This window comes from Pseudomonas sp. FGI182 (assembly GCF_000511325.1).
GTDB lineage: Bacteria > Pseudomonadota > Gammaproteobacteria > Pseudomonadales > Pseudomonadaceae > Aquipseudomonas > Aquipseudomonas putida_Z.
The window spans coordinates 5,392,997-5,407,223 of record NZ_CP007012.1 but is presented as its reverse complement, the minus strand read 5'-3'; the positions used below and the strand labels follow the sequence as shown (position 1 = coordinate 5,407,223).

Genomic DNA, 14,227 nt, shown 5'->3' with positions numbered 1-14,227 from the left:
AGCGGGCAAGCCCGCGAAGGGCTGCACAGCAGCCCCCAATCGAGGAAACTGAATGAAAGCGCTTTTGGCCGTGACGGCCCTGGCGACACTGGCAGGATGCTCGCTGCTGAAGCCGGCGCAACCCGCCCCGGCAGACGACTGGACCCGTTGGGTCTGCGACACCCAGGCTGAAGTGCTGTGGCGCTTCGCCGATGCGCAGCGCGACCAGGTCGATGTGCGCCTTGGTGGCGGAGACCAGGTCTACCGGCTCAAGGCCGAGCCGGGTGCCTCGGGTGCGCTGTACAGCGATGGCATGCTGGCCTTCCATACCAAGGGCGAAGAAGGCCTGGTGTACTGGGTGGCAACCAACGATCTGATTGGGCGGGGCTGCAAGGCACCGTGACTGGCCGGGCCGCGAGGGTGGCCCACACTACTTGAACAGCAACCGCCCCTGCGGCAGGCTTGCACGAAACAAACGACGCTTGTCGGGAGAGAGATACACAATGGCACTCATTAGCATGCGCCAGATGCTGGACCACGCCGCCGAGTTCGGTTACGGCGTACCAGCTTTCAACGTCAACAACCTCGAGCAGATGCGCGCCATCATGGAAGCGGCCGACAAGACCGACTCCCCGGTGATCGTCCAGGCTTCGGCCGGTGCCCGCAAATACGCCGGTGCCCCGTTCCTGCGTCACCTGATCCTGGCGGCCATCGAAGAATTCCCGCATATCCCGGTGTGCATGCACCAGGACCACGGCACCAGCCCTGACGTCTGCCAGCGCTCGATCCAGCTGGGCTTCAGCTCGGTGATGATGGACGGCTCGCTGGGTGAAGACGGCAAGACCCCGACCGACTACGAGTACAACGTCCGCGTTACCCAGCAGACCGTTGCTATGGCCCACGCCTGCGGCGTTTCGGTAGAAGGCGAGCTGGGCTGCCTGGGTTCGCTGGAAACCGGCATGGCCGGTGAAGAGGACGGCATCGGTGCCGAAGGTGTGCTGGACCACAGCCAGATGCTGACCGACCCGGAAGAGGCTGCCGACTTCGTCAAGAAGACCCAGGTCGACGCCCTGGCGATCGCCATCGGTACCAGCCACGGTGCCTACAAGTTCACCAAGCCACCAACCGGTGACGTGCTGGCCATCGACCGCATCAAGGAAATCCACAAGCGCATCCCCAACACCCACCTGGTGATGCACGGTTCGTCCTCGGTACCGCAAGAGTGGCTGGCGATCATCAACCAGTACGGCGGCGACATCAAGGAAACCTACGGTGTACCGGTCGAGGAAATCGTCGAAGGTATCAAGTACGGCGTGCGCAAGGTCAACATCGACACCGACCTGCGTCTGGCTTCCACCGGTGCCATGCGCCGCCTGATGGCGCAGAACCCGAGCGAGTTCGACCCGCGCAAGTTCTTCGGTGAAACCGTCAAGGCCATGCGTGACGTGTGCATCGCCCGTTACGAAGCCTTCGGCACCGCTGGCAATGCCTCGAAGATCAAGCCGATCTCCCTGGAAGGCATGTACCAGCGCTACCTGAAAGGTGAGCTGGCCGCCAAGGTCAACTGATTGCACTGGCAACACAAGAAACCCGCAGAAATGCGGGTTTTTTCATTTTTGGGTGTTAGAACCTTATGCCTGTGCCGGCAAAGCGACCGTTAGTCGGCTACCGTATAGTTGAGGCACTGATAGCGTTCTGATTGCATTGCGTGTTATCCGCTCAGGTCTAGAGTACTAGTGGATCCAACCGTATCTTGAAGTCGGTCACATAATAGAGAAGCAGCATGGATGGCGCTCACCCTCACCCCCAACCTCAGCCACTGGATGGCAGCTCGGTTCTTCTGGTGGTAGACGATTACCCCGAAAACCTCATCAGCATGCGGGCATTGCTGGCCCGTCAGGATTGGCAGGTGCTGACGGCAAACTCGGGGATGGAAGCCCTGAGCGCGTTGCTCGAGCACGATGTCGACCTGGTCCTGCTGGATGTACAGATGCCGGAGATGGACGGCTTCGAAGTCGCCCGGCTGATGCGCGGCAGCCAGCGTACCCGGCTGACCCCGATCATTTTCCTCACCGCCAACGAACAGTCCGAAGCGGCCGTGCTCAAGGGCTACGCCAGCGGCGCCGTGGACTACATGTTCAAACCGTTCGACCCGCAAATCCTCAAGCCCAAGGTCCAGGCCCTGCTCGACCAGCAGCGCAACCGGCGCATGCTGCAGCGGCTGACCCGCGAGCTGGAAGCGGCCAGGGCCTTCAACGCATCGATCCTGGAGAACGCCGCCGAGGGCATTCTGGTGGTGGATGCCCAAGGCATCATCAGCTTTGCCAACCCGGCCATTTCCCGTTTGTTGTCAGCGCCGGTGCAGCAGTTGCAGGGCGCCCATCTGCTCGACCTGGTGCAACTGACCAGTGCCAGCCTGTGGAACGAATCGGATTTCTACCAAGCCTACCTGGGGCGGCGTATCTTCCGCGTGCACGATGCCCAGCTGCGCACCCTTGGCGGCGAGCTGGTGCCGGTGGCGTTGTCCTGTGCGCCACTGCCGGCCGAGCAGCAGGCCATGGTGGTCACCGTGCTGGACATGTCGGTGGTGCGCAACCTGCACCAGCAGCTGGAGTACCAGGCCGTCACCGACCCGCTTACCGGCCTGCTCAACCGCCGCGGGTTCTACCAGGCCGCCGAAGGGGCGCTGCTGCGCAACGAGCGTTCGGACAAGGCGCAGGCGCTGATGTACATGGACCTGGATGGCTTCAAGCGCATCAACGACTCGCTCGGCCACGACGCAGGCGACCGGGTGCTGCACTGGGTAGCCGAACAGCTCAAGGATTGCCTGGGCAGTGAAGCGCTGCTGGCGCGCATGGGCGGGGACGAGTTCACCGCACTGTTTGACAGCCTGCCTTACCCGGAGCAGGCCGGGCGCTATGCCGAGCGGTTGCTGGAACGTATTTCCATCAGCCACCAGGTGGAAGGGCTGGATGTGAGCCTTGGGGTGAGCATCGGTATCGCCACCTATCCGGATTGCGGCGCCAATGTCGAAGGCCTCTTGCGTGCGGCCGATGCGGCGATGTACGCGGCCAAGCAGGCGGGGCGCCAGCAGTATCGCTTCTACGATCAGGAGCTCAACGGCCGGGCGCGTTCGCGGCTGATGCTCGAGGACAGCGTACGCACGGCCGTGGAGCAGCAAGACTTCACTCTGGTTTACCAGCCGCAGGTTGGCTTCAACGATGGCCGCTTGCGTGGCTTCGAGGCCTTGCTGCGTTGGCAGCATCCCAGTGTCGGCGACGTGCCGCCGGGGCTGTTCATCCCGTTGCTGGAAGAGGCGCGCTTGATCAACCGCCTGGCCAGCTGGATCTACCGCCAGGGCGCGGCTCAGCGCCAGGCCTGGTGCCAGCGTTTCCCGTCGGACCTGGTGCTGGGTATCAGCCTGAGCCGTGCGCAGTTCGCCATGCCAAGCCTGGTCGACGAACTGCACCGGGTCATCCAGCTTTACCAGCTGGACCCGGCGCAGCTGGAAGTGGAGGTGGCGGAAACCTCGCTGATGTACAACATCGATGCGGCGGTGAAACAGATACACCGCTTGCGCGAGCTGGGTATGCGGGTGGCGCTGGATGACTTTGGTGCCGGCGACTGTTCGTTGCGCATGTTGCGCGACCTGCCGATCGATACCCTCAAGCTCGACCGCCACCTGGTCGCGCGCCTGCCCGACTCGGCGGTGGATGCCGCGCTGGTGCGCAGCGTCATCGGCCTGTGCGCCGACTACAGCATCACGGTGATCGCCGAGGGGGTGGAAACCCCGGCCCAGGCGGCCTGGCTCAAGGCCAATGGCTGTGAGTACGTGCAGGGGTTCCTGGTGGCTTACCCGATGACCGCCACGGATGCCAGCAGCTTCCCGGTGATTTTCTCCTGGCCGGGGCCATGATTGGCTAGAATCGGCATTCGTTACACCGAATGCAGCGCCATGACCGTATTACGATACTTGCAAGCCTACCCCCCGCACCTGCAGCAGCAGGTGCGGGAGATGATCGACAGCGACCGCCTGGGCGAGTACCTGCATCGCCGCTACCCCGACCGCCATGACGTGCAGAACGACAAGGCGTTGTACGGCTATGCCCAGGATTTGCGCCAGCAATACCTGCGCAGCGCGCCGAACCTGGACAAGGTGCTGTTCGACAATCGTCTCGACCTGACCCATCGGGCCCTGGGCCTGAATACGGCGATATCAAGGGTGCAGGGCGGCAAGCTCAAGGCCAAGAAGGAAATCCGCATTGCCTCGCTGTTCAAGGAGGCCGCGCCGCAATTCTTGCGCATGATCGTGGTGCACGAACTGGCACACCTGCGCGAGCGCGACCACAACAAGGCGTTCTACCAGCTCTGCCAGCACATGGAGCCGGACTACCACCAACTGGAATTCGACCTGCGCGTCTACCTGACCTATCGGGAGCTGCCGGGCAACTGTTAAGGACCACGCAGCATGGAAGTGAGCAAGACCAAGAGCAGCTTCTACCGCCGCCTGTACGTGGCCTGGCTGATTGACAGCCAGACCGCGACCAGCGTGCCGGCCCTGATGGAGGCCACCGGCATGCCCCGGCGCACCGCCCAGGACACCATTGCGGCGCTGGCCGACCTGGATATCGTCTGCGAGTTCGAGCAGCAGGAAGGCGCGCGCAACCACGCCGGGCATTACCGCATTCATGACTGGGGGGCGATCGACAAGCAGTGGATCATCCAGCACCTGCGGCAGGTTCGCGAAGTGCTGGGGTATCCCTGATCCACTGGGGGCTGCTACAGGTAATCGCGTTCCCTTGTAGGAGCGGCCTTGCGTCGCGAAAGGGGTGCGAAGCACCCCCGGCGATCTCAACCCTTGCGCATCCCGATATGCGGAATGTCATCCTCAAGATATTCCTCGCCCACCACCGCGAACCCATGCCGGGCATAGAACCCCTGCAAATGCGCCTGCGCCGACAGATAGACCGGCACCCCCGGCCAGCAATGCTCCGCTGCCTCCAATCCCTTGAGCAGCAGGGGGTGCCCCAGCTTCAGCTCGCGCGCCGCAGGTGCAGTCACCACCCGCCCGATCACCACATCCCCACCCTGGGATTGCGGGTCGAGCAGGCGCAGGTAGGCCACCAGCTTGTCATCCTGCCAGCCCATCAGGTGCAGGGTATCGCCGGTCAGGTCCTGGCCATCGACTTCCTGGTAGGCGCAGCGCTGCTCGACCACGAACACTTCAGTGCGTAATTGCAGAATGGCGTAGAGCTGGTCCTTGCTGAGATCGGTGTGGTGCTTGCAGAGCCAGTCGATGGACATTGGCGCGAACTCCTTGAGTGGGCCGTCGATCATCGCATGATGTATGTGCCACGGCCAAAATAGAGGCTAAATGACATTATTGGCCGCTGCCCTCGGCAACGGCTTTGTGTAATCTCGTCGACAGTGTGTGCCCTCCATTGCGAAAGGACGTGAGCATGCGGCCACTGCTTTGTGTTCTGGGGTTGCTGGCAATGATGCTTGCAACACCCGCCCCGGGTTACGAAAAGCTACGCCTGGTGGCTGACAATTGGCCGCCGTTCACCGATGCCAGCATGCCGGGCGGTGGCCTGGCGACCAGCATCGTCACCACGGCGCTGGCCCGGGCCGGCTACACCAGTGGGGTCGAAGAGGCACCGTGGGCGCGGGCCCTGCTGGGGGTGAGCGAGGGGCGTTACGACGTGCTGATCAACGCCTGGTACAACGACTCGCGCGCCAGCATCGGGCAGTTTTCCAAAGCCTACCTGGTCAACCGCATTCGCCTGTTGCAACGCAAGGGCGAGGCGTTTCGCTACAAGCACCAGTCAGACCTGTACCCCTATAGCATCGCTGTGGTGCGTGATTACGCCTATTCCCCCGAGTTCGACCGCGACACCCGCCTGCACAAGGTGGCGGTGCGCAACTTTCCCTCTGCGGTACGCATGCTGGCGGCGGGGCGGGTGGACCTGGCGGTGGAGGACGAGTACGTGGCCCGTTACAACTTGCAGCGCGAACTGCCGGAGGTACGCGATGGGGTGATGCTGGTGGAGCCGCCGTTGGGGGAGAACACCCTGCATATCCTGGTCAGCCTGAAAAACCCGGAGCATGCGCGGATCGTCGAGCGGTTCGAGCAGGCGATTGCGGCGATGAAGGCGGATGGCAGCTATGCGCGGCTCATGCGCCAGCATGGCTTCTGAGCTATATCTTCTGTGCCGGCCTCTTCGCGGGTAAACCCGCTCCCACAGGTATTACACAGGTCTTGAAACTTGTGGGGTTCCTGTGGGAGCGGGTTCACCCGCGAAGAGGCCGGCACAGGCGATAGTACAACTCAGGCCGGTGCACCTTCCTTGATCAAATGCGCTGCCAAGGTCCGCAGCGGCCCCAGCTGCCGGCAGATCAACGCCAACTGCGTCTGCACCAGCCGCTGGTGCTCATCCAGCTCTTCCGGCATCTGCTCCAAGGCATTGGCCAGCGCTTCTTCGGCATCACTGTGAATCGCCACCGGCAGCCGCGCGGCCAGGCCGTTGGCAATCTCGTCCAGGCTGCTGGCCAGGCTTTGTCCGGCACCGTCGATCAACTGCTCCTGCACCTCCGCCGGCAAGGCGGTGTCGCGGTGCGCGCCCAGCCCCGAGAGGTAGCTGAGCAAGGTATGCGACAGCACCAGGAAACGGAAGCCGACGTCGGCCTCCTTCCGGAAATGCCCCGGCTCCATCAGCATGTTGGCCAGGGTGGTGGACAGCGCCGCGTCGGCGTTGTGGGCGTTGCGCCGGGCCAGGCGGTAGGCCAGGTCATCGCGCTTGCCGTGGGCATACTGCTGCATGATCTGCCGCAGGTACACGCTGGCGCAGGCCAGGGTATTGGCCAGCGCCTTGTTCAGCCGCCGCCCCTGCCAGTCGGGGAGGAACAGGAACACCGCGAGGATGGCGATCAGGCTGCCGACCAGGGTATCGAACAGGCGCGGCAGGAACAGGCCATAGCCATCGCCGATCTGGTTGAAGCAGAACAGCACCATCAGGGTGATCGCGGCCGTGGCCAAGGTGTAGCGGGTGGTGCGGTTGACGAAGAACACCACCCCGGCGACCACGGCGAACAACGACTGGATGACCGGGTTGGGGAACAGGTCGAACAATGCCCAGCCCACCGTCAGGCCGACGGCGGTGCCGGCTATCCGCTGCACCAGCTTGCGCCGGGTCGCACCGTAGTTGGGCTGGCACACGAACAGCGTGGTAAGGATGATCCAGTAGCCTTGGGTGGGGTGGATCAGGTGCACCATGCCATAGCCGATCGACAGCGCCAGCGGCAGGCGCAGGGCATGGCGGAACAGCAGCGAAGTCGGAGTCAATTGGGTGCGCAGGCGGGTCCACACATCCTTCAGCGAGCGTGGCGAGCGGTCGAGCAGGCTGCTATCGCTTGTGTCGGCAAGGCTGTCCGGGTTGCTGGCGGCGCTGAGCAGGCGGTCGAGCGTCGCCAGGTTGGCCGCCAGCGCCCGCAACGAGCGAAGCAGGCTACGCCAGGCCGGGTTGTTCTGCATGCGCAGGTGTTCCAGCGAGGCGTTGAGGTCTTCGAGGGCTTCGGGATAACCGCTGGCCAGCACGAACGGCTGGCGCAGGCGGATCGAGCGGGCCAGCTCCTGGCAGGACGAGCCCTGCTTGCGCAGCAGGCGCTGGCAGCGGAACATCACGTCGCTGTGGAAAAAAGCCTCGGTCAGGGCGTTGTAGGGATAGTGCGAGGCACTGACCCGTTCATGAATGTCCTGGGCCAGGAAGTACAGCTTGAGGTAGCGGCTGACCTTGGAGTTCGGCTGGCTGTTGCCCACCCGGTGCAGGATGATTTCCTTGGCCGCGTTGAGCGCCGCTACCACCTTGCCGTTCTGCTGGGCCAGCTCCAGGCGCCGGGCTTCGACGTCAAGGGTGCGGACGGGTTCGAACAGGCTGGCCTTGAGCTTGAGGTAGCTGCCCAGCTCGAAGAACAGCTTGGCCAGGCTCTGCTGCACCGGCTGGTTGGAAAACAGCGCCTGCCATAGCACCGACAACAGCCCATACCAGGCCGCACCCGCCACCAGCAGCAGTGGTTCGTGCCAGAAGTCGGTGACCTGGCCGCCGCGCTGGTCCACGCCGATCATGGTGTACACCGCAGTGATCAGGGTCGCTGAAGCGATGGCGCCATAGCGCTCGCCCAGGGCACCGAGCATGGTCAGGCCGAAGGCCGCCAAGGCCAGGGCAATGACGAATACCCACGGGTAGGGGAACAGCAGTTCGACCGCCAGTGCGGCGATGGCAAAACACACCAGGGTGACGGCCAGGGCGCTGAGGCGGCCCTGCCAGCTGTCATCGGTTTCGGCCAGGGCGCTGGCGATGATGCCGAGGAACAGCGGAATCAGCAGGGCCATTTCGTTCTGGTACCAGCACAGGGCCAGGCTGCCGGTGAGGGCGATGGTGACCCGGATGCTGTAGCTGAACTTGTCTTGACCCCACAGGCGACGCAGTGACTGACGGAACGAGCTCGATGACATGATGGCCTGCTAGGCAGTGATCAGAGAAATACCGTTCGAGGCCGTGTCATTGGGGCCGCTGTGCGGCCCATTCGCGGCACAAGGCCGCTCCTACAGTCGATCGCGTCCCCTGTAGGAGCGGCCTTGTGCCGCGAATGGGCTGCATGGCAGCCCCATGCGAATTTCGGCACTCCCAGCACGGGCCAGCAAGAAGCATTCCGTGCTGCTGAATGGATTCTACTCTACACGAACTGCGCCGCGGCGTTGGCGGAGGCCCAGGCCCACTGGAAATTGAAACCGCCCAAATGGCCAGTCACATCCAGCACTTCACCAATGAAATACAACCCGGGGCTCTTCAGCGATTCCATGGTCTTGGACGACACCTCGCGGGTATCCACGCCGCCCAGGGTCACTTCGGCAGTGCGATAGCCCTCGGTGCCGGCCGGCACCACTTGCCAGTTCGCCAGCTTTTCGGCGATCTGTGCCAGTTCCGCCGGGGTGTACTGCTTCATCGGCCTGGACTCGAACCACTGCTCGGCCAGCAGGTTGGCCAGCTTGCGGGTAAACACCTCACCCAGCACGGTCTTCAGCTCGGCGTTGGCGCGTTCGGCCTGCATCTGTTGCAGCCAGGTCAGTGCATCACGGTCGGGCAGCAGGTTGATCTCGACCGTGTCGCCGGCCTCCCAGAACGACGAGATCTGCAATATCGCCGGGCCGCTGAGGCCGCGGTGGGTAAACAGCAGGTTCTCGCGGAAGCTGGTGCCGTTGCAGCTGGCGGTGCAATCCAGCGAGGTGCCGGACAACTCGGTGCACAGTGCCTTCAGTTGGGGCTCGGTGATGGTGAACGGCACCAGCCCGGCGCGGGTTGGCAGCAGGGTGTGGCCGAACTGGCGGGCCACCTGGTAGCCGAAGCCGGTGGCACCCAGGGTCGGGATCGACAGGCCGCCGGTGGCGATCACCAGCGACTGGCAGGCGAACTGGCCGCCGCTGGTCTGCAGCAGGTAGCCGCCTTCGGTCTTCTCGATCTGCTCGATGCTGATGTGCATGCGGATCTCGGCGCCGGCCTCATCGCATTCGGCCAGCAGCATGTCGAGGATGTCACTGGCCTTGTTGTCGCAGAACAGCTGGCCGAGCTTCTTCTCGTGGTAGGCCACGCCATGCTTGCACACCAGCTCGATGAAGTCCCACTGGGTGTAGCGGGCCAGGGCCGACTTGCAGAAGTGTGCGTTCTGCGAGAGGAAGTTGCCCGGCTCGGTATACATGTTGGTGAAGTTGCAGCGGCCGCCGCCGGACATGAGGATCTTCTTGCCCGGTTTGTTGGCGTGGTCGAGCACCAGTACCCGGCGGCCACGGCGGGCGCTGAGCTGGGCGCACATCAGGCCGGCGGCGCCGGCGCCGAGGATGATCACGTCGGTGGAGTGCACGGTGTTACCTCTTCAGGATTGCTGGGGGCTGCTTTGCAGCCCTTTCGCGACACAAGGCCGCTCCTACAGGAGTTTGCGATCCCCTGTAGGAGCGGCCTTGTGTCGCGAAAGGGCCGCAACGCGGCCCCAAAATTAGTTCAGACGATGCGGACTTTCAGGGAGCGCCCCTTGATCTTGCCGCTGTTCAGGCGCTGCATGGCCTGCTTGGCCAGCGGTCGCTCCACGGCCACGAACGCCTGGAAATCGAAGATCGCAATCTTGCCCACCTGCTTGCCGGGGATGCCGGCATCACCGGTCAGCGCCCCGAGGATGTCACCGGGGCGCAGCTTGTCCTTGCGCCCGGCGGCGATGCACAGGGTGCTCATCAGCGGCAGCAGCGGCTCGCCACCCTTGTGCTTCAGGCTGTCCAGCTGGTCCCAGCGCAGCGGGCTCTTCTGCAGGTCTTCGATGGCCTGGGCGCGGTGGCCTTCGGCCGGTGCCACCAGGCTGACCGCAATACCTTTCTCGCCGGCACGGCCGGTACGGCCCACACGGTGCACATGGATTTCCGCATCACGTGCCAGTTCGACGTTGATGACCATGTCCAGGCCATCGATGTCCAGGCCGCGCGCGGCCACATCGGTAGCCACCAGCACCGAGCTGCTGCGGTTGGCGAACATGGTCAGCACCTGGTCGCGGTCGCGCTGCTCCAGGTCGCCATGCAGGGCCTGGGCAACGATGCCCTTGGCGGTCAGGTGGGCGACCACATCCTCGCACTGCTGCTTGGTGAAGCAGAACGCCACGCAGGACTGCGGCCGGTAGTGGCCGAGCACGCGGGTGACGGCCTCGAGGCGCTGTTGCGGGTCGATCTCGATGAAGCGCTGCTCGATCTGGTTGTCGGCGTGCAGGCTCTCGACCTTGACCTGTTGCGGGTTGCGCATGAAGTCGGCGGCCAGTTGCTTGATGCCGGCCGGGTAGGTGGCCGAGAACAGCAGGGTCTGGCGGCGCGACGGGGTCTTGCCGATGATGCTGGCGATGGCATCGAAGAAGCCCATGTCGAGCATGCGGTCGGCTTCGTCCAGCACCAGGGTGTTCAGCCCGTCGAGCACCAGGGTGCCCTTGTCCAGGTGCTGCTGGATGCGCCCTGGGGTGCCGACGATGATGTGTGCGCCGTGCTCCAGCGAAGCGATCTGCGGGCCCAGCGAAACGCCGCCGCACAGGGTCAGGATCTTGATGTTGTCCTCGGCGCGGGCCAGGCGGCGCAGCTCCTTGGCCACCTGGTCGGCGAGCTCGCGGGTGGGGCACAGCACCAGCGCCTGGCAACCGAAGTAGCGCGGGTTGATCGGGTTGAGCAGGCCGATGCCGAAGGCGGCGGTCTTGCCGCTGCCGGTCTTGGCCTGGGCGATCAGGTCCTGGCCCTTGAGGATGACCGGCAGGCTCTGGGCCTGGATTGGTGTCATCGAGGCATAGCCGAGGGCGTCCAGGTTGGCCAGCATGGCAGTGGACAGCGGCAAGGTGGCAAAGGCGGTGGATTCGGTGGTCACGAGGCGGGCCTGCGTTGCGAAGCGAAAAATGCCGCACAGTCTACCAGCCTCGTGGCCATTCGCCCTACGACTCCATGTGTTGTTCCGGACGACGGGCACGCCTTCCGTCCGTCGGCGACAGTTGCAGGAAGATCGCCGCCGCCAGCATGGCCATCCCGCCGATGGTGACGAAGGTCAGCTGGAATGCGCCCAAGGTGGTTTCCACGCCGTCGGCGCTGCCGGCTGCGGTAAAGCCGCCGAGCAATGCACCCGCACATGCCACGCCCAGGCTCAGGGCCAGCTGCGCGACCACCGACAGCAGGCTGTTGCCGCTGCTGGCGCTGGCGTCGTCGAGGTCGATCAGGGTTACCGTGTTCATCGCGGTGAATTGCATCGAGTTGACCGCGCCGAGCAGGCCCAGCTGAATCAGCAGCACGGCATAGGGCGTCTGTTCGTCGACCAGACCGAGGCTGGCAAGCAGCAGGCCCAGCAGCAGGGTGTTGCCGGTGAGGATGATGCGGTAGCCAAAGCGCTCGATCAGTGGTCGGGCAATGGACTTGGCCAGCATCGCCGCAGCCGCCAGCGGGATCATGCTCATGCCGGCCTGGGCCGGCGAGTAGCCCAGCGCCACTTGCAGCAGCAACGGCACCAGGAACGGCAGGGCGCCGCTGCCCAGGCGGGCGAACAGGTTGCCGAGGATACCAATGGCAAAGGTGCGCACGCGGAACAGGCTGGGCGAGAACAGCGGCTCCGGGTCGCGCCCGGCGCGCAGCCAGTAGGCCGCCAGGCAGGCCATGCCGGCGAACAGCAGCAACATTACCCGCAGGTGCGGCAGGTGCAGTTCGCCCAGGCCTTCCATGGCGATGGTGATCAATACCATCGCTGCGCCAAACAGCAGGAACCCGGGGCCGTCGAACGTGGTGCGCTCGGCGCCGCGCAGGTCGGGGATGAACTTCCACACGGCGTAGCAGCCGATCAGGCCGACCGGCAGGTTGAGCAGGAAGATCCAGTGCCAGCTCAGTATTTCCACCAACCAGCCGCCAACCGTCGGGCCCAGTAGCGGCCCGAGCAGGCCGGGGATGGTGATGAAGCTCATGATGCGCACCAGCTCGGTGCGCGGGTAGGCGCGCAGGACCACCAGCCGACCGACCGGCAGCATCAGCGCACCGCCCAGCCCTTGCACGACACGGGCAAAGATCAGGAAACCGAGGCTGTTGGCGGCGGCGCACAGCAGCGAGCCGAAGCTGAACAGCAGGATGGCGCTGAAGAAGATGCGCTTGGTGCCGAAGCGGTCGGCGATCCAGCCTGAGGCGGGGATCAGCAGGGCCACGGTGAGCATGTAGGCAATGATCACGCCCTGCATGCGCAGCGGGTCTTCGGCCAGCGAGCGGGCCATGGCTGGCAGTGCAGTGTTGAGGATGGTGCCGTCCAGGGACTGCATGAAGAAGGCGATGGCCACCACCCAAGGGATCCAGCGGGCGGTGACAGGGTCCAGCGGGGTGCGTTCGGGCATTTGATCCTCAAGTCATGTGCTGGATAGGCATGGGCAGTCTCATGTGCCGATGTGAATGCCGGTGAGTTCTCCCAGAAACATACCGGGTTCCTGCGGATTTCACCGCTTGATGCAGAGCCAGATCAATCTGGCGGTCCTATCACTTTTGCCAGTTGAGCCTTCGACGATACAGGCTGATTGTAGAGGGCTGCGTGATGGCATGCAGGTTTGTCGCCTCACGATTGCTGCGGGTAGAGGCGGGCCTTACCAGGGCGGGGACGGATGAAATGCTTTGTTTCTACGAAAATGGGTGTTTGGCCATGTGGATGCATTCCGCAGGGGCTGAACGCGTTGTGCGGTCTGGTCGGCTACCGCTTGTTCTGGGTCAGCCTGATTGTAGGCGATTGATAGCGACTGACTTCTCTTCATCAGTGCTTAGAGCGATCTGTGGCAGCGCAGGCCATCAGGCGCTCTGTTACGACACTTACGGCTGCGACGGCGTGCCTGGGGGGCATAAGCTTGGTTTGGGTTTCAATGGTGAGCATTATCTTCTACTGGCGACGCTTTATGCGTTGGGTAATGGCGAGCGTTTTTACAGTCCCAGGCTCCGACGCTTCTGCTCTACCGATAGATCTGGCCCCTTTACCTCGGCGGGTATAAATGGTTATGCCTATTGTGGAGGAGACCCCGTTAACTCGATCGACCCGAGCGGGCGTACTAAAATTCCTACTCTTCAATCATTGGCAGCTCGGAAAGTCGTATCCCGGGGTGGGCCTGGTATAGACTTAAGCACTGCGAGGAATGAGCTTTTAAATAATGGCAAATTGGTCTACAGTTATTCGAGCAAGCGTCTATCGTCGAAAACGATGGCTGGTCTGAATGATGAGGTAAATCATATTGCGGATAAGACTGCTAGTTACAAATCGAAGGCTTTTGATAACTATATAAAGCGCTTAGATTTGCAAAATCCTGGATTGGCGAATGAAATATCAGCCAGAGCTGTAGGAAATGTCATTGAATCAATCGCAAACGGGCTTCCCTCTAATCATATTTTCATCTCGCAAACTTTACCGGCATCAAGTCGGGACCGTTCAATAATAGACATTTCTTTTACAGGTATGACGAGGGCTCATGAAGTGAGGCTTCACGCGGCGATTGGGCCGTATAAGAATAACATTATACAACCTGGCACACCCATGAGAGACATGCAGCCCATCCCAGGGGTCCTAGAGTCTCCTGAAGTCAGGCGCTTGTTGAAAGATATTAACGTAATTCGAAGCAGTCATGGTTAGAAAATAGGGCCAGCAAGCATTGACATGGATTCGCTAGCACAGGGTGC

12 protein-coding genes are annotated in these 14,227 nt (G+C 63.0%); 7 read left to right on the top strand and 5 right to left on the bottom strand.

Annotated elements, in window-relative coordinates; genetic code table 11:
- Positions 1-52: 52 nt before the first annotated feature.
- From C163_RS23810 to C163_RS23790, 5 genes are all read left to right on the top strand, one after another.
- Positions 53-382: an MliC family protein gene (locus C163_RS23810; protein WP_013974499.1), complete on the top strand. Its 330-nt coding sequence runs from the start codon at positions 53-55 to the stop codon at positions 380-382.
- Positions 383-482: 100 nt separating this feature from the next.
- A complete protein-coding gene (gene fba / locus C163_RS23805; protein ID WP_016712383.1) occupies positions 483-1,547 on the top strand; it encodes a class II fructose-bisphosphate aldolase in 1,065 nt (354 codons plus the stop codon).
- A gap of 215 nt (positions 1,548-1,762) precedes the next feature.
- Positions 1,763-3,895, top strand: a complete 2,133-nt coding sequence (locus C163_RS23800) for a bifunctional diguanylate cyclase/phosphodiesterase (RefSeq protein WP_025340880.1) — start codon at positions 1,763-1,765, stop codon at positions 3,893-3,895.
- A gap of 39 nt (positions 3,896-3,934) precedes the next feature.
- Positions 3,935-4,435 carry a M48 family metallopeptidase gene (locus C163_RS23795; protein ID WP_049866783.1) on the top strand — a complete coding sequence of 167 codons (501 nt, stop codon included), beginning with the start codon at positions 3,935-3,937 and terminating at the stop codon, positions 4,433-4,435.
- A gap of 12 nt (positions 4,436-4,447) precedes the next feature.
- A complete protein-coding gene (locus tag C163_RS23790) occupies positions 4,448-4,744 on the top strand; it encodes a helix-turn-helix domain-containing protein (protein ID WP_013974495.1) in 297 nt (98 codons plus the stop codon).
- Between the two features lie 86 nt (positions 4,745-4,830).
- Here C163_RS23790 and C163_RS23785 read toward each other — a convergent pair whose 3' ends face one another.
- Positions 4,831-5,283 carry a GNAT family N-acetyltransferase gene (locus C163_RS23785; RefSeq protein WP_025340878.1) on the bottom strand — a complete coding sequence of 151 codons (453 nt, stop codon included), beginning with the start codon at positions 5,281-5,283 and terminating at the stop codon, positions 4,831-4,833.
- A 155-nt stretch (positions 5,284-5,438) separates the two neighbouring features.
- Here C163_RS23785 and C163_RS23780 point away from each other — a divergent pair, with 155 nt between their 5' ends.
- Positions 5,439-6,176: an ABC transporter substrate-binding protein gene (locus tag C163_RS23780; RefSeq protein ID WP_025340877.1), complete on the top strand. Its 738-nt coding sequence runs from the start codon at positions 5,439-5,441 to the stop codon at positions 6,174-6,176.
- Between the two features lie 131 nt (positions 6,177-6,307).
- Here the strand turns inward: C163_RS23780 and yccS are convergent, their stop codons facing one another.
- The 4 genes from yccS to mdtD form a co-directional block, all read right to left on the bottom strand.
- Complete coding sequence (yccS, locus tag C163_RS23775; RefSeq protein WP_025340876.1) at positions 6,308-8,491, bottom strand: YccS family putative transporter; 2,184 nt, start codon at positions 8,489-8,491, stop codon at positions 6,308-6,310.
- 221 nt (positions 8,492-8,712) lie between these two features.
- Entirely contained in the window at positions 8,713-9,894 is a 1,182-nt protein-coding gene (locus C163_RS23770; RefSeq protein WP_025340875.1) for an NAD(P)/FAD-dependent oxidoreductase, read from the bottom strand.
- 137 nt (positions 9,895-10,031) lie between these two features.
- Entirely contained in the window at positions 10,032-11,369 is a 1,338-nt protein-coding gene (gene dbpA / locus C163_RS23765; RefSeq protein WP_230396947.1) for an ATP-dependent RNA helicase DbpA, read from the bottom strand.
- A 112-nt stretch (positions 11,370-11,481) separates the two neighbouring features.
- Complete coding sequence (gene mdtD, locus C163_RS23760; protein ID WP_025340874.1) at positions 11,482-12,909, bottom strand: multidrug transporter subunit MdtD; 1,428 nt, start codon at positions 12,907-12,909, stop codon at positions 11,482-11,484.
- Between the two features lie 194 nt (positions 12,910-13,103).
- Between mdtD and C163_RS26890 the strand changes: the two genes are divergently transcribed.
- Positions 13,104-14,180 (top strand): RHS repeat-associated core domain-containing protein, encoded by a 1,077-nt coding sequence (locus C163_RS26890; protein ID WP_081742326.1) that lies wholly within the window; start codon positions 13,104-13,106, stop codon positions 14,178-14,180.
- Positions 14,181-14,227 lie beyond the last annotated feature (47 nt).